This is a genomic window from Cyclobacterium sediminis, from assembly GCF_054781075.1.
Genome location: NZ_BAAGVC010000001.1, coordinates 115,725 through 136,331, shown reverse-complemented (window position 1 = coordinate 136,331; position 20,607 = coordinate 115,725). Strand labels below are relative to the sequence as shown.

The 20,607-nt window shown below is 39.6% G+C and carries 11 protein-coding genes; 3 read left to right on the top strand and 8 right to left on the bottom strand.

Going from position 1 to position 20,607, the window contains the following annotated elements; all coding sequences use genetic code 11:
* Positions 1 to 124: 124 nt before the first annotated feature.
* From ACYVHJ_RS00510 to ACYVHJ_RS00490, 5 genes are all read right to left on the bottom strand, one after another.
* Complete coding sequence (locus ACYVHJ_RS00510; RefSeq protein WP_460511598.1) at positions 125 to 1,900, bottom strand: sodium:solute symporter family protein; 1,776 nt, start codon at positions 1,898 to 1,900, stop codon at positions 125 to 127.
* 72 nt (positions 1,901 to 1,972) lie between these two features.
* The gene (locus ACYVHJ_RS00505) at positions 1,973 to 3,853 is read right to left on the bottom strand and encodes a sulfatase-like hydrolase/transferase (RefSeq protein WP_460511596.1); all 1,881 of its coding nucleotides are present in this window, start codon (positions 3,851 to 3,853) and stop codon (positions 1,973 to 1,975) included.
* 213 nt (positions 3,854 to 4,066) lie between these two features.
* A complete protein-coding gene (locus ACYVHJ_RS00500) occupies positions 4,067 to 6,049 on the bottom strand; it encodes a heparinase II/III family protein (protein ID WP_460511594.1) in 1,983 nt (660 codons plus the stop codon).
* 121 nt (positions 6,050 to 6,170) lie between these two features.
* A complete protein-coding gene (locus ACYVHJ_RS00495; RefSeq protein ID WP_460511592.1) occupies positions 6,171 to 7,523 on the bottom strand; it encodes a DUF1593 domain-containing protein in 1,353 nt (450 codons plus the stop codon).
* A gap of 48 nt (positions 7,524 to 7,571) precedes the next feature.
* Positions 7,572 to 9,128 (bottom strand): sulfatase family protein, encoded by a 1,557-nt coding sequence (locus tag ACYVHJ_RS00490; RefSeq protein ID WP_460511590.1) that lies wholly within the window; start codon positions 9,126 to 9,128, stop codon positions 7,572 to 7,574.
* Between the two features lie 168 nt (positions 9,129 to 9,296).
* Between ACYVHJ_RS00490 and ACYVHJ_RS00485 the strand changes: the two genes are divergently transcribed.
* The gene (locus ACYVHJ_RS00485; RefSeq protein WP_460511588.1) at positions 9,297 to 10,712 is read left to right on the top strand and encodes an alkaline phosphatase family protein; all 1,416 of its coding nucleotides are present in this window, start codon (positions 9,297 to 9,299) and stop codon (positions 10,710 to 10,712) included.
* A 151-nt stretch (positions 10,713 to 10,863) separates the two neighbouring features.
* Here ACYVHJ_RS00485 and ACYVHJ_RS00480 read toward each other — a convergent pair whose 3' ends face one another.
* Both ACYVHJ_RS00480 and ACYVHJ_RS00475 read right to left on the bottom strand, forming a co-directional pair.
* Positions 10,864 to 12,447, bottom strand: a complete 1,584-nt coding sequence (locus ACYVHJ_RS00480) for a RagB/SusD family nutrient uptake outer membrane protein (protein ID WP_460511586.1) — start codon at positions 12,445 to 12,447, stop codon at positions 10,864 to 10,866.
* A 29-nt stretch (positions 12,448 to 12,476) separates the two neighbouring features.
* Positions 12,477 to 15,866, bottom strand: coding sequence for a SusC/RagA family TonB-linked outer membrane protein (locus ACYVHJ_RS00475; RefSeq protein ID WP_460511584.1), 3,390 nt, complete (start codon positions 15,864 to 15,866; stop codon positions 12,477 to 12,479).
* A gap of 588 nt (positions 15,867 to 16,454) precedes the next feature.
* Between ACYVHJ_RS00475 and ACYVHJ_RS00470 the strand changes: the two genes are divergently transcribed.
* Both ACYVHJ_RS00470 and hmpA read left to right on the top strand, forming a co-directional pair.
* The gene (locus ACYVHJ_RS00470) at positions 16,455 to 17,492 is read left to right on the top strand and encodes an SGNH/GDSL hydrolase family protein (RefSeq protein ID WP_460511581.1); all 1,038 of its coding nucleotides are present in this window, start codon (positions 16,455 to 16,457) and stop codon (positions 17,490 to 17,492) included.
* Positions 17,493 to 17,949: 457 nt separating this feature from the next.
* Entirely contained in the window at positions 17,950 to 19,152 is a 1,203-nt protein-coding gene (hmpA, locus tag ACYVHJ_RS00465) for an NO-inducible flavohemoprotein (protein WP_460511579.1), read from the top strand.
* Between the two features lie 105 nt (positions 19,153 to 19,257).
* Here the strand turns inward: hmpA and ACYVHJ_RS00460 are convergent, their stop codons facing one another.
* Positions 19,258 to 20,589: a Gfo/Idh/MocA family protein gene (locus ACYVHJ_RS00460; RefSeq protein ID WP_339906064.1), complete on the bottom strand. Its 1,332-nt coding sequence runs from the start codon at positions 20,587 to 20,589 to the stop codon at positions 19,258 to 19,260.
* Positions 20,590 to 20,607: the final 18 nt, after the last annotated feature.

Sequence of the window (20,607 nt, the reverse complement as noted above, 5' to 3'; positions counted from 1 at the left end):
TTGCTGAACTAGAGATAAGGCATCTTTGAAAAACACCAGACCTGAAGACGGAATTGCCCCATACTTACCCTGCTTATCCCTTCCCAAAAGGCTTTGCAATGACGACCCCAAAGGACACTAATCCTCAAAATCGCTTTCTTAAAGCAAATAAAGCCCAAAAAGCCAGGATTGCCAGAATCAATAATAAGAATCCGTTGAACGGATCACCAAGCAAAATATTTCCGGTTCCAAACAAAAAGCTAAACACCCCAATTACCCCTACGCCAAAGGCGAGTATTGCAGCTTGAAAATCAAAATAGCCTGTAGTGTCCACTTTTTCACCGGCCTCCCCTATCAGCCCGTGTATCCTACGCCAACCCGGGCCCGGAGCCTTGGTTTTTTTCACGAATGAAACCAGCACTTCCCTTTCCGTAGGTGTGGAAATATAAGCTGTTAAAATCCAGCAAAATGAAGTAACCATGATCCCTATAATTAATTCCTCATGGGTGGCCAAGGGCTCAAAGAAAGCATCATGAACAAAAGCAAAATACAAGGCTGTTAAAAAGGAGGCTGCCATGGCCACAATTTCACTCATGGCATTGATTCGCCACCAATACCAACGTAATATATATATCAAACCTGTTCCTGCACCTATTTGCAATAAGATACTGAAAGTTTGCAAGGCATTTTGTAGTTGCAATGCCACATAACCTCCCAAAACCATTATTGTTACGGTTGCAACTCTTCCCACAAACACCAAATGTTTTTGGGTGCTGTCAGGCTTGATAAACCTTTGGTAAAAATCATTGACCATATAAGATGCACCCAAATTGAGCATGGTAGAAAGGGTCGACATATAGGCAGCTACCAAAGAGGTAACCACTAAACCCATGATGCCAACGGGCATAAAAGACAACATGGCAGGATAAGCCATATCATCCTGTACGATGGAAGGATCCGCATTGGGAAATGCATCCCGAAGGGAAGCCATATCCGGAAAAACAATGATACTACACAAGGCTACCAATATCCAAGGCCAAGGCCTGATGGCATAATGAACGATGGTGAAAAACATTACCGATGACAAAGCATTCTTTTCATCTTTGGCAGCAAGCATTCTCTGGACAATAAAGCCCCCACCTCCGGGCTCAGATCCCGGATACCATACAGACCACCACTGGATAAACAGGGGAATAAGAAATATGGTCAGGAATATCTCCTTATTGGCCAAATCAGGAATAAAATCCAGCTTGTCTACTATCATTTCATGACTGATAAGGTTTTCAAGACCTCCAACAGCAGGATGATTAACAGCTACCCAAGCAGCAGCAATCGCCCCTGCCAAGGAGAGTACAAATTGGATGAAATCCGTAAATACAACTCCTCTAAGCCCTCCTAATGAACTATATATCACTGTCACAATACCGGAAATCAATAAGGTAGCCATCGGGCTAATTCCCAATAACACCCCACCAATTTTAATCGCCGCCAGAGAAACACCGGAAATAATGACCACATTAAAAAACAATCCTAAAAAAATTGCCCTGAACCCCCTTAAAAAAGAAGCCGCTTTGCCACTGTAACGCAATTCATAAAACTCAATATCCGTTAACACCCCAGACCTCTTCCATAATTTGGCAAAGAAAAACACTGTTAACATACCTGTTAATAGAAAACTCCACCACACCCAATTTCCCGAAATCCCATTTTTTCTCACGATATCCGTTACTAAATTGGGCGTGTCGGTAGAAAAGGTGGTGGCCACCATGGAAGTGCCCAAAATCCACCAAGGAAGATTTCCACCGGCTTTAAAAAATTCATTAATATTTTTAGATGATTGCCTGGAACTGTACAAACCTATGCCCAGAGAAACCGCAAAAAATGCGATCAATATCAACCAATCAATTCCTTGTAATAACATAATTTAAGTTTGTTAGTGGGGATTAATTCTCAATGAAATGTTTCTTGGTTTTATTTTGGGTTTAAATTACAGTTATTTTCTAATAGAGATATTCAGCCCACAATTTATCTGAGCCTGATCTAACGCCATTCCTATAAACATGGGATAACTCCAGTTTTTATACCTTCCCCAAATATCTCCAGAATACCTGGGAAATACTTCTTCCTTAATTAATGGGATTAATGGTTTTGCCTGGACACCCAATTGTCGGACACTTATGGCTGCCTGTAAAACCTGAACTTCATCGTCTAATAGTAACATCTCGCCCAATAATTTATAGGCCGCGTCATTATCCTCATATTTAATCAAGATTTCTGCTGCTTTGATCGCCACAGCCGGGGCCTCATCAGATAAGAGGGGCAATAAGTTCGGAACCACTTCTCCAATATCTCCCTTATAGGCTGACAAACTAACAAGAGCCCAAAATCGGACTGCATCAATTTCGCTTACCAAATAAGGTAAAATGGCGGAAGGTTTATTGATTTCACCTACCATTTTGGCTGCCTTCAAGATTGCACTGAAATCAGCCTCAGTATATCCTCTGCTGATCTCATAAACACTTGCTTCCTTTGCTTTAGCTTGTTCCATCATTATACCTTCAGATAGCAATCCCGTATCTCGGTTTTGAATCATCCATTTATCAAGCTCATTGGCCAATTCTGCTATTTTATTTTCAAATTTCGGATCATTTGCAAGGTTATGCTGCTCCAAGGGATCTGTCTTCAGATCGTATAAAATCTCAACCGGCTTGGAAGTGAACATTTTCATGGTTGGTTCAGGAAGGTCTCCAGCCTCCCGAAGTCTGTTAATTTCCGCATAACTCCCCCCTTTGTTAAAAATTATGGCATTTTGAAAATAAGGTAAGTGCGGCATAAAATGACGGATGTACAGATACCTCCCATCGTAAACCGACCTTGACACTTCATAAACATCGTCTGCTCTGTCTCTATAGCCAAAGACATATTTTCTTTCCTCTTTTGCCAAGAAGTTAAGTCCTTCCATCATTTCAGGAACGGGAACTCCTGCCAAGGCAAGGGTGGTAGGTGCAAAATCTACAAAGCTTGCCAGCCTATCCGATTCCGGAGAAGCTATATGAGTTACCAAATGCTTGTATTTTTCAGGAACATGTAGAAGAAAAGGGACTTGCAAACCGGCATTGTCTAGCCAGCGTTTGTGTCCCGGTAGGCCATGTCCATGATCAGAAAAGACGAAAATTATTGTTTTTTCCAACAAACCATCTTCCTCCAATTGGCCTAATAAATCACCAACTTGCCGGTCAAATACGGAAAGCAAATCATACATATGCGCCCATATTTCACGCATTTTAGGACTGTCCGGTAAATGGGGTGGAAGGATTGCTTTTTGGGGATCATGAAAATTTTTAAGACCTGAAGTATCTGTTGGACGCAAGGCATTGGTAGGTCCTTCGTGGGTAATCATGAAATTAAAGACACTAAAGAAAGGCTTCCCCTCCGGCCTATTTCTCCAGTGTGCTTCTTTGCTGCTTTCATCCCACCTTCCTTCATGGCTAAAATTATAATCTGTCTTTACATTATTGCTCGTATAATACCCTGCCTCTCGCATTACTTCCGGCAATATTTTCATTGGCGCAGGAACTGGTATGTCAGACCTTAGATGCTGGGTCCCTAGGGAGCTCGCATACATCCCCGTGATTAAGGTAGAGCGTGCAGGGGCACAAATGGGTGCATTGGAAAACACCTGGGTAAATTTCAAACTTTTTTCTGCCAATTGATCCAATATAGGCGTGTTGGCATATTCGTCCCCATAAGCACCATAAATAGGCCCTAAATCCTCATGAGAGATCCAGAGAATATTTGGCTGCTCCAACTCCTTGTGGCTATTAGTACAAGCCATAAAACTCATAATAATGAAGAATAGGGTGATGTTTTTCATTGATCTATTTAATTTGACATACAATCTAATTGAAAAAATCACTTAATTACTGAAATAATGGTTGAAATTATGTTATTGCCCATATTTTGAGGATAACCGGAAAAACAAATTCAATATTAATGACATTCAATTTCAAAAAAATATACAATCAGGAAGATCTATGGACATTGTTTCATTTGTATCTAGCACCAAAGGTCTGCAAATTAGCATTTGCTATTTAGCACTGATTGAAAATTTAATATCTCCCTTCTGCTTGTCCTCTTTCCATTTATAAACTATTCTATACAATTCCTTTCCATGGTTGGAGATTAGCTTAGGATCTTCAATTGAAATTGGTTCGATAATGGCATCAAGTTTTCTTTGGTCAAAGCGCATATTTATTGCAAACCCATCACCTGAAATCTCTAATAAGCCGGGAGATTTTAAGGCTACTGGTAATGCACTCATAAAATGGAAGTTTATTGCGTTTTTATGCTTTTCCGATTCAAAATGGTCCCTTACGATTAAACCATCTTCTCTCTTGAATTCATAGGTCCTTACCCAGCTTTTCACTGCGGCTTCATTTGGATAAGCATTTGCAATATCTGTTTGAAAATGAACTTGATCATTTTTCATACGATATCGGGATCCTTTTGCTTTAAAATTCCCACCTGCTTTTTGTGCCACTCCATTAATGAGTGGTAAATTATGGTAATTGGATTGCATTGTCCAAATTGAATACCGCTCAGGGCTAAAAGTTTGCCTTGTGTAAGTGCCTACTCCCACATCGATAAATACTGGTTTTCCGTCATAATAAAGCATAAAGGAACCCACGTCATTGTGATTATGGTTTTCATTATTATTACCTCCCTTTGCTGTAAAATAAAAGCCACCGGTATTCGCTTTTTCTCTAGCTATCACCACATCCCAGTCAGGAAAATAATAATCTTTAATTTTGGGGGCCTCCACAGGCACCTCGTTTAAGGAGGTCAGCAAAAATATATTTCTCAACCTATCCCCAATTGTGCCGGAAGTTACCAAGTCTTTTTCACTGCTTTCATTTGCCAAATAAGCCGCAAAATTCTCCATGATAGGATCATTTATTTTTTCCCCATACCTGAATATTCTTCCCGGATTATGCTTGATTTTTAATGGAGCATCAGCAAAATTAATATAATATCTGCCATCATTAATATGAGATCGATAAATGTATTTCCCCATATTTTCAATAAGTGGATGAGCAAAAACAGGAGCTATCCCTCCATCTATGGCCTTGTCTAATAGTTCCAGATAGTCAAACATTTTACCTCCTGCATGAGCCCAGTAGGCGGGCCCTTCACTGCAGCTACCGTCATCGGGATAGGAATTTATAAATAAATCAACTGACTGCATGGACTTATAGATAGCATCTTGTTTTTTAATCGGGTCATCCTCTACCAATAACAAAACATTAAGAACGTTGAAATTACACCATGGCGTCCAGTTATTTACTCTCCCTTCTCCCCAGCCGGTAATCCACCAAAAATCATTTCGTTCATAAAATGGATGCAATACTTTCTTTTTTAATTCAGAGGTAAGCCTCCTACTTATTACAGGGCTGATTTCATTAAAAGCATCCTTGAAAAAATATAAAGTCCATGCCAAATCACTCGCTATATCTCCAACCATTAAATCTATAATTGGATCGTCGATATCAGGCAAAATGGTGGTTGGGTTAGCGATGCTTCCATCAAATCCATACAAGTAAAAATGTGCTGAGGCACCCCAATATGTTTGTTCGCAGAAAGCAAAAACCCCATTGACCAAGTCATCTAAAAATCTACCTTTTCCCTCCACTAACTCTGCCATCATTAAGGTTTGAAGGGCCTGTTTTCTGGCACTATTAACTGCAGCATCTTTAGACCTATCTCCTGTTCGGGTAAATTCCAGATACATACTGGCCTTAACGATTGGCCAATCGTAATTTAAGTAAGCCTCTCCTTCTTTTATGATAGTTTTCCTGACTTCATCCGGAAGTTTACTCCATTCTTCTCTTTCCTCATAGGCAGGATAACTGACCCATTTTTTTGCACTGTTTAAATTCTCAGCAATTTGTTTTCTATTTAAGGAATGAATTAATAGGTTTCTGTTTTCTTGCGAATAGGCCGAAAACACCAAAGTGAAATAAATAAATAGCAGTGGAATTTTATATATTTTTACTGGCAAAGGTATAGACATGGAATCGGGCTTATAGTAATTTATTAAATTGGACTGAAATCCAGAGACCCTGATAAAAATGAGGTCTCTGAACAAAATCAGGAGTATCAAGTATCCTTATTAAATGAGATAATGGATTAAATCATATTGTTGAAGTAATTATAACACGCTTGTATTTGGTCATAGCAGGTAGGCCCTTGTCTGTTACCTCGAGAATAAGGTGCAATTCTTTTCCCGGAGGCAAAGGTGGAACCTCCACTTTAATTTTGGCGTCTTCCGAAGTAGGTTTGAATATAACCGGACCGATAGGTTGAAATATTTCATTGTAAATCCACCATCTGTAGGTTAATGCATCCTCATCCGGGTCTGTGCTTGCAGAGGCATCCAGCTCCAATTCTTTACCGGGCAGCACATCTATATATAAAGGTGTATCGGACTCATGTCCGTTTACAATAACTACAGGGTTATGGTTGGCCTGCTCATAAGGTAAAACGGCCCATTTTACCCTGGCCATAAAGTCTGACTGAAAGGCTGTTCTCCACCGGGCCACCCCATGTCTTTCATTCAATGTGCCTTCCATAAAATCAGGCGCGTCAATGTACAATTGGTTGAACAATAACCTGTACCGACCTCCCCAGCCTCCCCATTCCGGATGATCCGAGACATTCAATCCATTGGAAATTAAGCCAAGAAAAGAGGGACTGTCTCCTTCTTTCATACCGCTGGTGCCATGACCGTTTAGCTGGTAGCAATCACTTAATGGTCCATTGCCGTGAATATTATTTTTAACCCAATTCGCATCTTGCATGTGCTGATTACCCGTCATGTACATGCCACGGAAAGCCGAAAGTTCTCTGATACCGGTAAAGCCATTCCAGGCATAGCCATTGGCTATAAATCTTAAGGCTTTAAAGTTTTTTAATAGGTAATTTCTATGGCCATCTTGGTCACCAATGGCATGCACTTGAATTTTCTTGCAGAACTCATCAAGTTCCTCTTCAGTTCGGGTATTTTTAACTTTCCAAAGGGCTTGAGCCAATTCCCTTAGTCCACCCCATACTGGAATGTGGACCATCGCTTCGCTTTTATCCACAATTTTGATAATGGCCTCAGAGGCCTCTGAATCCTGACCTTCTCCAAGGGCCTCTGAGTTACCACTACCGGATTTGATCAATTTTGCCAGTATATCCGGGTGGGGAAAATCCTTCTTATGCAGGATAAGGTTAGGGTAAATTTCACCGTATGCTGCCAATTGTTTCTGAATAATTTCCGGTTTTATGTCCTGACCATGCCCCAGCCGACTTGTGGCACAAATGGCCTTAATGTCAAACTGGTCTGCATAGTATAAAAACCTGACCAGGCTCTGTTCATCATCTGTATCTCCCCCTATATCCGTTAGGACAATCACTTGAGGTTTTTCCCGGGCCTGAAGCAGTGCCGGCACCAGCAAACAAATTACAAAAATGGGTAGGAAAATAGATTTAAAATTTAGCATCTGGTCATTTATTGTTACTTAAGAACTAAATTACGAAAACATTCAGGATCACTTCAATTCAAGTCCTTTGGTATCCACAAAGTCTTCACCTCTGATGGCGATAAACTCTTCTAACAGTTCTTTTAATTTTTCTGGATTTTCCTTGGCAAGGTTATTTTGCTGTTCCAAATCAGTACTTAAATCGTACAATTGAAAATCAGCATCATTTCCCATTTCTATATTCACCATTTTATTTATGGCAGGGCCTTTATAGGGAGGAATCAATACCCAATCTCCTTTTCTGTAAGCTGTGCGGGTGGTGGCTTCCAATACTAACGCATCTCTTCCCTCTCCATCATTTTCTAAGAACAATTGAGAAAAATCCTTGCCATCTGTAGTCCTTTCCTGACTTCCAGAAATAGCTGCCAAAGAGTTAAAAATATCAATCTGACTAACCATGGCATCCGTGGTTCCCGGTGTGGCTTTTCCTTTCCAGTAACTAATAAACGGCACCCTTGTTCCCGCTTCAAACAAACTGTATTTACCTCCTCTGAGAGGTCCAGCCGGCGTATGATCTCCCACCAATTCTTCGGCATCATCATAATACCCATCGTTTAATACTGGGCCATTGTCACTGGAAAAAATAATCAGTGTATTTTCTAGAAGACCTTCCTCTTCCAATGTTTTCATAAATTCCCCTATGCACCAGTCTGCTTCAAGGATAACATCTCCCCTAGGCCCCATGCCTGATTTACCTTCAAACCTTGGATGCGGTGTTCTGGGTACATGGGGTTGCTGCAAGGCATAGTATAGGAAAAATGGTTTGTCTTTTTTCTCCTTCACATAGGATTGGGCTTTTTCAAGAAAATGATCCGCCATGTCTTCATCTACCCATTGTGCATTTTTCCCGCCTTTCATAAAGCCTATTCTTGGGATTCCATTCACAATGCTATTGTTATGTCCATGGTGCCATTTCATTTTGAGCATTTCAGGATTGTCCTTTCCGGTCGGTTCTCCTTCAAAGTTTTCCTTATAACTCACTTCAATAGGATCATTAGGATCCAGGCCTTGCACCATTCCGTCTTCAAGATAAACAGTAGGCACCCTATCCTGCGTAGCAGCCATAATATAAGAATAATCAAAACCTACTTCATTGGGACCCGGGCTTACCTTTTCATTCCAGTTAACAGTACCATCTCCAAGGCCAAGATGCCATTTACCCACCACTGCGGTCGCATAGCCTTGATTTTTTAGCATCTTGGGTATGGTCATTTCTTCCGTTCCAATTAATAAAGGAGCTGTTCCGGGTAAAATTTTGGCGTCCTTATTTCTCCAAGGATAAGTCCCCGTTAATAAGGCATATCTACTGGGAGAGCAGGTGGCGGAAGAAGCATAACCGGCAGTAAATTTCACACCCCCTTCTGCCAGTTTATCCATGTTTGGCGTTTCCAAGGTGCCGGCATCGTAAGCACTCATGTCCCCATACCCCAAATCGTCCATATAAATAATTACAATATTGGGATTTTCAGCTTTTGCTTCTTCTTTTATTTCTTTTGGGCCACATGATGCCAAAAGGAACAACATGCCGAAGATATAGATTAATCGGCTTGGTAATTTTAAGTTCATAAATGGTTTGGTTTCTTTAAGATTTTATAAATAACCAATATAGAAAATTTATATCAAAACCATACCTCGACTCGCATTTTCAATAGTTTTAACAATGGCCTAAATATCCACTAATGCGTATTATCATATATGCCAAAACAGCTTTCACTTAAATTTTATCTCTAGAAAATGGCTAATAAAAGAATTTCTGTCCTTATTTTCCTATTATATCTATCTGTGGCTGTTGTTCCTACCCATGCCCAAAACTCTGCCCATCCCAATATCATCATCATTCTGGCAGATGATATTGGCTATGGCGACTTAGGTGGTTGGTATGGTGGAGAAGCCAATACACCCCACTTAAACCGCCTGGCTCAAAAGGGAATGCTATTCACGGATTTCCACAGCAATGGCGCCATGTGTTCCCCTACACGTGCCGCATTGTTGACCGGACGCTATCAGCAGCGGGTGGGCATAGAAGATCCATTACCGGGATTCTGGCAAAAACCGGGGAAAGGAAAGGTAAAAGGTATTAGTGATGCCAAACATGCCAAACCAAAGACCATCGCCAACTACCTGAAGGAAACGGGGTATGCCACTGCCTATTATGGCAAGTGGCATCTGGGAAATCATCCTGATGCCAACCCTACCAAGTTTGGCTTTGATGAGTTTAAAGGCCTCACCTCCGGCTGTGGGGATTATTTCAGTAAAATCGATCGCTACGGCTACCCTGACTGGTGGCACAATGACCAGTTATTTTTTCAAAAAGGCTATACCACAGATGTGATCACTTCAAATGGGATAAACTTTATCAAACAACATAAAAAGCAACCTTTCTTTTTATACCTGGCCCATCTTGGTGTTCATTTTCCTTGGCAGTCCCCTGAGGATGAGCAGCTACAAACGCGAGAAAAAGGAAAGGATTTCACCAGTAATAAACCCGGTACGCAAAGCAAATTAGGTCCTCATAAGCCAAAAGATGTTCCCACTGTAGTACATGAAATGATTGAATCTTTGGACCGCAATATTGGGCGCCTTGTTCAGTTTCTGGAAGAAGAAGGATTGGCTGACAACACTTTTATATTCTTTACTTCTGACAACGGGCAATACCTGGATTACGATGGCAAAACCTGGCCTAAAGTAGGGTCAAACGGTAAGTTAAATGGTGAAAAAGGGGATCTTTATGAAGGAGGCCATCGGGTGCCTGCCATTGCCTATTGGCCGGGAAAAATACCGGAGAACGTAATTTCTGACGAAACGTTGATGAGTATGGATATCTTGCCTACCGTTCTGAAAATAATTGGCAGTCCAATGCCAAATCAAAATGGAAAAAATGCCTTGGATGGAACAAGCTTTCTGGACCTAATCACCCAAAGAAAAGCAATGCCTCAAAGAACCATATTCTGGAAAACTCCTGAAGCAAAGGCTGCTAGAAAAGGCAACTGGAAAATTTTATTTGATGAAGAAAACAAAGAAGGAATGCTTGTTGATCTTGCTACAGATATTGGTGAAAAGGAAAATAAAAAATCTTTACATCCTGAAATATTCGAAAACCTATCCAGTTCGTTAAAAGCCTGGGAAAAGAAAGTTTCAAACCCTAACTAAAATACGTACAGCTTGTAATAAAAGAACCCTTGTATGAGGGTGAGGGGCATATAAATCAATTGATCCAAATAAAAAGGGAGGCTAAAGTAGCCTCCCTTTTTATTTTATTGAGCAAATTTTTAATAACAATTGCTCTTAAATTTATTATCAGTTAATCAACATCCCAGAAAAGTTCTCTCGAAAGTACATCATCTCCCTGAACTCGCTCATAGTTTTCGGTATTATAAGTTTGCTCAGATCCAGGGTAAATCCATCTGCTAGGCGGTAAAGATTGCTGGTTAGACTGATCCTCCCAAAACTCAAGCCCCAACACGTCGTTCCTTCTGATTTCTGCCCAGTTTTCATGAGGTTGTACCACATTATAATGAAGCCATCTTTGTCTAGCGATTAACTTCATTTTCTCCATTTCAGAAGTAGCCATACTCCAACTAATAGCTTCTTCTGACAAATACGCCATCACATCGTCTTCTGAGGGAACCACCGGATCAGGTGAAATCGTAGTATTGGTCATATCCCTTAACATTTCATAATAATCGATGGACTCCTTAACAGCCGTTTCATAATGCATCATGGCTTTGCTATCTTGTCCTTCTTTGAGGTAGAATTCTGAAGCAATCAAATGAACCTGAGAAGCATTGATTAACATACCAGGGAAATACTGGTTTCTGCTAAGTGTAGACCTGTTATAGATGGTAAGTGTATTGGTACCAATTAGGTCTGTTTGATCAGAACCATTCAATAATGGATCAAGTCCCATATATTCACCTTCTGCTTCTTCACCAGGCTCGAAAACATAAGTAAGTCTTGGATCATTGTTATCAAGCATGTGATCAACGATTTCCTTCCCGGCAACATTTCCATTCCAGTCTTCCAAACCTCCTTGCCAGCTGGTTGCACTTATCAGCGTACCTAATTGATAAATACGAAAGCTAATATTTTCATCATTGGTAGTCACAATGGGGTAATTAGTAGGATTAGATAAAATCTCACTAATTTCTGTAGCAGCTCTAGATGCAAAGTTCGGAGCCGCACTTACCCTATTCAACATTCTCAACCTTAATGAGTTGATGTATTTCAACCACATATCGATATCCCCTCTATTGATCAAATCTTGGGTTTGAAAACCTGTAAGGATACCAGGATTAATATCCATTGTTCTCAATTCATCCGCAAAACCGGCAAGATCATCAAGCATCTTGGTGTAAATGGCTTCCGGTTCGTCATATCCTGGATAAGACTGGCTGAAATCACCACCATTGGTACTTAACATTCCTGCTTCAGAAAAAGGAATGGCTCCATGGAGATCCACTACTTTTTGTGTATGATCATAAAGGTAAGTAGCAGCTGTGATCATATAGATTCTGTTATCTTGCTTATCAACCTCTGAAAGCCCATTGTACACTTTTTCCAGTTCTCTGTATTGAGCCAAGAACTGATAGTAATTGTTCCACCTGTCATTTATTGCCGCAGAACCCGGCACATACTGGTTTTCTTCGTTGGCCCATCCGACAGCCTGAGTATACCTGTTGAGTGTAATCCTCAACACCACAAAGTAATTCCAGTAACTGGGAAGAACATACTCCCTATTGGAAATGATAAAACCTGTAAACTGCTTATCTACTGAGGTTTCAGACACTTTTGAAGGGTCAGCATAATTGTCTTCAAACTCCGAATATTCACATCCGGAAATGCCTACAATCAGTACAAGAAAAAAGCTTATTAATTTATTTTTCATAATTTCTTAAGTTTTAGAGAAAACAACTATTAGAATCTTGCCCTAAGCATAAGACCCATACTTCGGGTAGCCGGGTTGGTACCTGCACTGGTAAGTGTTTGTGACCACCTTGAACCACCTGTAAGAACTTCTGGATCCAGATCCTTTAAGTTTCTGTAGAAGAAAAACAAGTTTCTACCAAAAGCTGACACCTGAATACTAGAAGCACCTAGCTTAGACGCTATTTGTGATGGTAAATTATAAGCAACAGATAGTTCTCTTAACTTAAAGTAGGTGTTTTCCTTGATATACAATTCATACCTTGCCTGGCTATACTGTGGACCTCCCCAGTTGTAGGTACTTTGGTAATACAAGGCTTGTGAGATAACGTTGGTATTAGGATTTCCATCTGAAGTAACTCCATCCATTAGCATTCCATCATGGTAAACTTCTTCTCCATTGGGCCCTTGACCATCGCTAGTCTGCACACCTTGCCCATCGGCATTTACATAATAAGACAAACCTCCACTTTCAGTATCCATATATTTCAAGCTTTCCTCAGTAAGCCCTCTACTGATCATCCAGTTCACACCTGTTGGCATTACATGCCCACCAATTTGAAAATCAGCCAATACATCAAAGGTGAAGTTTTTGTAACTTAAGGTGTTAAACACCCCACCGACTGCTTTTGGCATGGCATTTCCCGCACGAAACCAACTGTTAGGGTCGATTTTATACAATCCATTTGGTTGAACTATTTTTTCACCATTGCTATTGGTTTCAATAGGTCTTGCATAGAAATCTCCCATGGGGCGTCCCACCACAGACCTTAACTGGGCTGCATTGCCATCATAATCTGCATGCAAAAGCTCTGTAGCATTATTGGCTAATTTCTCAACCACGTTTTTATTGCGTGAAAAATTAATTCCTGCTGTCCATTCGAAATTAGTGCTTTTGTAAGCTGTTCCATCAATACTGATTTCTATCCCTTTATTCCTAAGTGTACCAATATTGGCTAGAACAGAACTTGCACCTGAAGTAGATGGAAGGGTTAAAGGCAGAATTTGATCTCTAATCTGTGCGTTATAGTAAGAGAAGTTAAGGTTTAACCTTCCTTGAAGAAATCTACTTTCGAAGCCTAATTCAAATTCGTGCTTTTGCTCAGGCCTGATCAAGTCATTACCAAAACTACTTGAAATGTTTGTATATAAAACAGGTGATCCGCCAGTCTGCTGAACTCCCAAAGTATTTTGGTTATAGGCAATATTAGCCCTATAAACATCCGGATAATTACCCACTATACCCCAGGAACCTCTAAATTTGGCAAGGTTAATAAATCCTGGCATTTCAATGGCATCAGAAAGAATAAAACTGGTATTGGCAGAAGGATAAACAAATGCATTGTTATCCGGATTCATAGTAGACGTACGGTCTCGTCGGATCGTCCCTTCTAAAAACCAAAACCCTTTATAATCGAAATTAACCGTTCCAAGTGCAGCATCTATCACTTGTGAAGTTCTTCTAGAACCATTATTTGGAAGGTTGACAGAAGCCACAATATCAAATAGGTTCTCTGTGCTTAGGCCACCATTTGTTCCTCTGGAAATTGAAGAATAGGATTCTTTATTGGCTGTGTATCCTGCCATGGCACTTAATGTCACCTCATCAGTTAGTTTCTTTCTATAAGTTAGTAACAAGTCTCCATATAAAATGCTAAAGATTTCATTCGACATACTAAAGCCACCGGAAGGTCCAAATGCCAATGGTCGTGTAGAAGAAGTCTCATTTTCATTTTTTCGGTAAGTGAAATCTGTTGATAACCTTGCCCTCAAAAATAGTTCATCCGTGATATCGTAATGGTTGGTAATACTACCAATTACACGGTTACTTAGTTCTGAAGCCTGGTGTTCGTTCACCCTCCAAACATAGTCCCCTATGGCACCCATAAATCCGTTTCTGGTTATGTTTTCATCAGGAGTTAAACTCTGACCATTCCCTGTCACATAACGGTAACCCCTACTGGTCTTGTACTTATCCAGATACCAGGCTCCATTATCAAAGCGGGACATCATACCCCCAAAATTATTAATCAGACGGTCAACAGAATAGGGTCTGTTTGCAGTGTACTGGTTGATGTAATTTATCATCAGGTCAGTACGCACCTTTTTTGAAATTCGGAATGTTGAATTCAGGTTAGCGATATTTTTGCTGTTTTTAGAGTTTAAACTTAGCGCTTCATTGTCCTGACGTGTTAAGGATAATCTAAAATCTGCGACATCGGTTGAATTGGATATGGCAACGTTTACTTGTGAATTTACCGGATTATTAAATAAAGCTGCATAACTATCTTCCTGTGCCACATAAGGTCTCTCTACCCCATCCCAGCCGTATACCATGCGGCCGTCAAATTTAGGCCCAAAGTTTAAGCTAGTACTTGGTAAGCCGAGAGTTCCATCTTCATAAGTGAAAAAACCGTCCTCATTCTGACCAACATCAAAAACATGATTTGGAGCACCGGGTCCTCTTACGTTTTGGTACCTTGGTAAATAGGCGATCTTGTCCATGGAAATATTGGCATTAAAATCCACTCTAAATCCTTTGGACGATCCTTTTTTCGTGGTAATCATGATCACTCCATTCACCGCTTCAGATCCATAAAGTGCCGCAGCAGAGGCTCCTTTAAGTACTGTCAATTCTGCAATATCCTCCGGGTTGATGTCAAGAAGCCCGTTTCCACGCAATCTCTGGTCACCCCAGTAATTATTATTCGTCACCTCTTCATTTCGGATAGGCACACCATCCAAAATAATCAAAGGCTGGTTTCTTCCTGTGATGGAATTGATACCACGGATGGTAATATTAACAGCCGAAGTAGCTCCACCAGCACCGGATTGAATTCTAACACCGGGTGCTTTCCCGTACAAAGAAGTAGCAATATTTGGAGTACCCACCTTTACCAATTCTTGAGATTTAATGGTAGTAGTGGCATAACCTAGCGCTCTAGGTTCTTTAGGTACACCCAAAGAGGTTACTACAAATTCATCCATATCCCCTATATCCTCATTTAGGGTAATATTTATGGTACTTTGATTTCCGACATTTACTTCTTGGGATTCAAAACCGATATAAGAAAACACAAGTATCGCATTTTCAGCAACATCTATCGAATAGTTTCCTTCAATGTCTGAAACCGTACCTATATTAGAACTTTTCACTGTTATTGTAACCCCGGGTAGAGGCTCTCCATTAGAATCTGTCACTTTACCGGTCACTACCAAAAACTCAGCTTTTTCATCCGGAACAAGGTTGGTCATTTCGGCAAACGCCTGAGTTACAAATGGTGATAAGATAAGTAAGAAGGTAAGTGTAAGCACCTGAATCCAAGTAAATTTTACTTGCCTTTCAGGATTTAGTTTTAGTAGATTTTTCTCATTCTTCATCTTTTTGATTTTGTAGTGTTTAAAATTTCATTACCAAATATTCAGCACTTAGACCTAGTATTGGTTTTCGAGGGTTGGCACTCTTTACTTCCATTTCTTCATTAACATAATTTAATTTTGATTAAACATTTATTTACCAGTTGAAGCACTAGTTAATAATTTTAAATTTTATTTCCAATTCCAATCTGCTTCAATAAAAATTTTAAATAAGGTGATTCAAGGAAAAAAAATAAATAATTCTGGTTTTACCTTCAACATCAAAACTATAATATTGAACACTCATGCAACAATTTTTCATTTATGATTTATCAATAAATAATTATAAGATTAATCCATTATTCTAAATGTTACCGTTAACATCCAGCATAATCCGATAATATAAATTGCGTTGAACCCAAAATTTAAACTAAAAAAACGCTTAACACTTAATCGACTTTTATTAATATATTGTGGGCGAGGTAAAAAATAAACTCTATGAAATTGAATAAAACAATTTTTTTGAAAATTTTAAATTTTTCCAATTGGCTCTACTTATTTATTGGTGTGATTCCTTCCACATATGGTATTAATTTAAACCTAAAACAGGAAATGAATGATTTACCAGAAATAACCTATTATAATGCCACGCATTTTGAAATCTTAGGTAAAATGTCTGAAACAAAAACCTACAACAGACTACCCGAAGCGGCTAAATCTTCAGTAAGAAATTCAGTTTGGTCCCTGTCAAAAAACACTGCTGGGCTGGCAATTAGGTTTTCCAGCAACTCTTCGATCATTAAAGTCCGATGGACCTTAAAAAACAACCGTGTAAAAGGAAACATGACTCCAATTGCTAGCAATGGATTGGACCTATACGCGTATACAAAAGATCGATGGCAATTTGTGGGGGTAGCCATACCCGGTAAAGAAGTAGTGAATGAGACTACAGTCATCGCCGACATGACAAAAGAAAACCGAGAATATTTATTAAACCTGCCACTCTACGAAGGTGTAGAGAACATTGAAATCGGTGTCGAGTCAAATGCAACAATTGACAAGCCCGGGCAGGATATTATTGATCAAGAAAATCCAATCATATTTTATGGTACCAGCATCACCCAAGGTGCTTCTGCTTCAAGGCCTGGACTTACCTATGCCGCTCTGCTAGGAAGAAAAATCAATAAAGAAGTGATCAACCTTGGCTTTAGTGGAAATGGAAGATTTGAAAAAGAAGTGGCCCAATTTATCATGCCTGACAATCCCTCTGTAATCATTCTGGACTGCACCCCAAATTCAGCCCCTGATACCATATTAACCAATCTTCCTGAGACATTGGCATATATCCAATCAGTAAATGACTCTATACCCATAATATTGGTGGAAAGTATTGTCAGGGATTACGCCTATTTTAAGGAAAATGATCCATCTACATTCGGTACCTTGTCTTATATACAAGCACAGAACGATGCCTTGAAAAAAGTCTACCTCGACAATAAAAATAAAAACCTCTTCTATGTAACCAATAAAGACCTGATCGGTCAAGACAATGAAGCCACGATTGATGGAACACATTTTAATGATCTGGGGAATTATAGAATGTATCAATTTCTATTGCCCATGGTTCAAAAGTTACTGACCCAAAGGTGATTTATTAAGTAGAAAACAAGAAAGGATTTTAAACTATTTGAATAGAAATATTTCAATAGAGTGTAAAGCAAAATACCTAAATCCAATAGGCATTGTGCCAGGCAGCAAGCTCCACTTACTTTTTATTTAATACGATAGGATTCATCAAACTATAAAAACATCTTCTATTTTTATTAGCATACATACTGAAGGATAAAACCAATCCTTCAGTATTTTTTATCTATGCTAGAAATCATATAAAAACCTTAAAATCATTTTATTACCTTATTTAGAAAACCCTCAAACCAATGTTTAGCCTGGTTTAAATTCAAAGAAATACAGGGTGATTTGAAATGGTTTGGCAATATTTAAGATATAAAGATGTTTTTATCTTTTATTATTTTTTATACCTTTGGGAAACCATAGTAAATGCTATTCCTCAGCAAATTGCATGAGGTTTCAACAAAATATTTTCACGATGAACGAGAACCAACGAGAACTTATTACTGCTACCATTCCCATTCTTAGGGCACATGGATTGACCCTCACCACCCATTTTTATAATAGGATGTTTTTACATCATCCTGACCTGAAGAATACCTTCAATATGGGGAACCAAAAGTCCGGAAAACAACAAAATGCATTGGCCATGGCGGTATTGGCCTATGCAGAAAATATTGCCAACCCGGGCGTATTGTTACCTGAGCTAAAAAGAATAGGCCACAAACATGTCAGTTTAGATATTCGTCCTGAACATTACCCTATTGTTGGCAATCACCTTATTGCTTCCATTAAAGAGGTACTTGGTGAGGCAGCCAGCCAAGAGATTCTGGAAGCTTGGGAAATCGCCTATAACCAATTAGCTGAACTGATGATAGGGATTGAGGCCGACTGCTATAAGTCCCAAACAAAAAAAATAGGAGGTTGGACAGGCTGGAGACCATTTGAAGTAAAGGAAAAAGTAAAAGAATCAGATGAAATCACCTCATTTTACCTATATCCAAGCGATGGGGGAAAAGTCGTAAAGCACCTGCCCGGCCAGTTTATTAGTCTCAAAGTATTCTTGCCGGAATTGGGTCTAAATCAGGCCAGGCAATACAGTATATCTAGTGCTCCCAATGAACAGTATTACCGCATTTCTGTAAAGAAAGAAGTTAACCTTCAACTGAATGTCAATGGAATGATCAGCAATTTTTTACATGACCAAATACAGGTTGGTGATCCGGTCTACCTGACTGCACCTGTTGGCGATTTTACCTTAAACCCGAAAAAAGGTACGCCCATCACTTTTATCAGTGGCGGTGTAGGTCTCACGCCACTAATTAGCATGTTACAAACACTTCTCCCAAATCAATCTTCCCAGGTTTATTGGCTACATGCCTGTAGAAATCAAACTGTTCATGCTTTTAAAAAAGATGTTTATAAAATAGCTGAAACCTACCCTAATATGCAACAACATATTTTCTATGATGCATTGACAGAAAAGGATAAAAAAGACGGGGTAATCCAAGGCCCCTTGGATCTCAACAAAATTGACCCAATACCAAAAAAATCTCAATATTACATCTGTGGTCCTGCCGGTTTTATTGCCCAACAGTATAAAATATTGATAGACAAAGGTGTGGCTGTATCGGACATTTCATATGAGGAATTTGGACCTCAGTCTCTTAATTTAAACTAAACCATAGTACATTAGGGACTACCTCAGGAAAATGAACTCGAAAAAAGGCTTGTACAGGTACACAATAAAAAAAGCGAAACTTGAATAGTTTCGCTTTTTTATTCCTTAAAGCCTATAACCCGGCCTGTAAGATCTATGAAGTTGTTTCTCCGCTTCAGGATCGGGAGCAGCAAATTTCTCATTGACCGGATCCCATTTTAATGGACGTCCTAAATCATACGCTATATTGCCAAGGTTACAAGTAGTACAGGTACTGTGACCAACTTCAACCGGTGCGATAGGGTCTTTTCTTCTTCTTACAGACTCTATAAAATCTATATGGTGGGCTGTACCTCCACCACCTCTTAGATCATCGCCTTCAGCTATCAATGGGTATAGGCTATCATCAGAGGCTTTGTAATGAGACCTGGACACTTCTATCCAACCATCTTCACCAACGAATTTACATCCTCTGGTCTCTTTTTTATCAAAAGGTTCTTCTGTTACAGTGACACCATTTGGATAAATGAATGTTAAATATTCAGTGTCTTGATATCCTGCAGGAATAATTTCTATTGGACCATTTCTATCCATTCCAATAGCCCATTGCGCAATATCAAACATATGTGCACCCCAGTCGGTGGTCAGTCCACCTCCCGTTTCTTTATACCAACGCCATGCTCCCCAAACTTTTTCATTTTCCGGTGGATTAATGGAAATGGGTGGGTTTAAATCATTATTAAAATGTATATCAGCTGCCAATGGACCTAACCACATGTCCCAATTCAGGCTTGCAGGGATCTCCTCTTTGGGCAAATCATAAGGTTTAGGAGGTCCACCTACACAAGCATACACTCTCTTGATTTTCCCTATTCTTCCCTTTTGCACCATTTTAACCGCATGCTGAAAATTGTCATAAGACCTTTGCATACTTCCTGTGGCCAGAACAATGCTATTTGAGCGCACAGCTTTAACCAATTCCTGACCCTCCTTGATGGTAAAAGTCAAGGGTTTCTCCAAATATATATCTTTGCCGGCCTTACACGCATCTATTGCCATTAAAGCGTGCCAATGATCCGGACTTGCTATCACCACTGCATCAATATCTTTTCTTGCAAGAAGGTCATGGTAATTTTCATACACTTCTACCTCAACAGTTTTCCCTTTGCTTTTGTAATACTCATTTGTACGATTTAAAAATCGCTTTTGCTTGTCACCATACACATCACAGCCGGCAACTACTTCGATATTAGGTAATTTTATAAAGCTACCAAGTAAACCATTGCTCTGTCTACCTAGACCAATGAATCCCAAACGTAATACTTCATTGGCTTCCTTTTTATTGTAACTTTCTTTGCCAAGACTTATTTGTGGCAAAACCCCAATTCCTGCCGCGCTAAGCAGACCTGTACCCATAAACTTCCGCCTGGACAGTGAGGATTTTTTCTTTTCAGTCATAATTGATCGGTTAAATAA

Bases quoted from the DNA above. Each gene is read 5' to 3' on its own strand.
- ACYVHJ_RS00510 (WP_460511598.1), bottom strand. From the start codon at position 1,900: ATGTTATTACAAGGAATTGATTGGTTGATATTGATCGCATTTTTTGCG.
- ACYVHJ_RS00505 (WP_460511596.1), bottom strand. From the start codon at position 3,853: ATGAAAAACATCACCCTATTCTTCATTATTATGAGTTTTATGGCTTGT.
- ACYVHJ_RS00500 (WP_460511594.1), bottom strand. From the start codon at position 6,049: ATGTCTATACCTTTGCCAGTAAAAATATATAAAATTCCACTGCTATTT.
- ACYVHJ_RS00495 (WP_460511592.1), bottom strand. From the start codon at position 7,523: ATGCTAAATTTTAAATCTATTTTCCTACCCATTTTTGTAATTTGTTTG.
- ACYVHJ_RS00490 (WP_460511590.1), bottom strand. From the start codon at position 9,128: ATGAACTTAAAATTACCAAGCCGATTAATCTATATCTTCGGCATGTTG.
- ACYVHJ_RS00485 (WP_460511588.1), top strand. From the start codon at position 9,297: ATGGCTAATAAAAGAATTTCTGTCCTTATTTTCCTATTATATCTATCT.
- ACYVHJ_RS00480 (WP_460511586.1), bottom strand. From the start codon at position 12,447: ATGAAAAATAAATTAATAAGCTTTTTTCTTGTACTGATTGTAGGCATT.
- ACYVHJ_RS00475 (WP_460511584.1), bottom strand. From the start codon at position 15,866: ATGAAGAATGAGAAAAATCTACTAAAACTAAATCCTGAAAGGCAAGTA.
- ACYVHJ_RS00470 (WP_460511581.1), top strand. From the start codon at position 16,455: ATGAATGATTTACCAGAAATAACCTATTATAATGCCACGCATTTTGAA.
- hmpA (WP_460511579.1), top strand. From the start codon at position 17,950: ATGAACGAGAACCAACGAGAACTTATTACTGCTACCATTCCCATTCTT.
- ACYVHJ_RS00460 (WP_339906064.1), bottom strand. From the start codon at position 20,589: ATGACTGAAAAGAAAAAATCCTCACTGTCCAGGCGGAAGTTTATGGGT.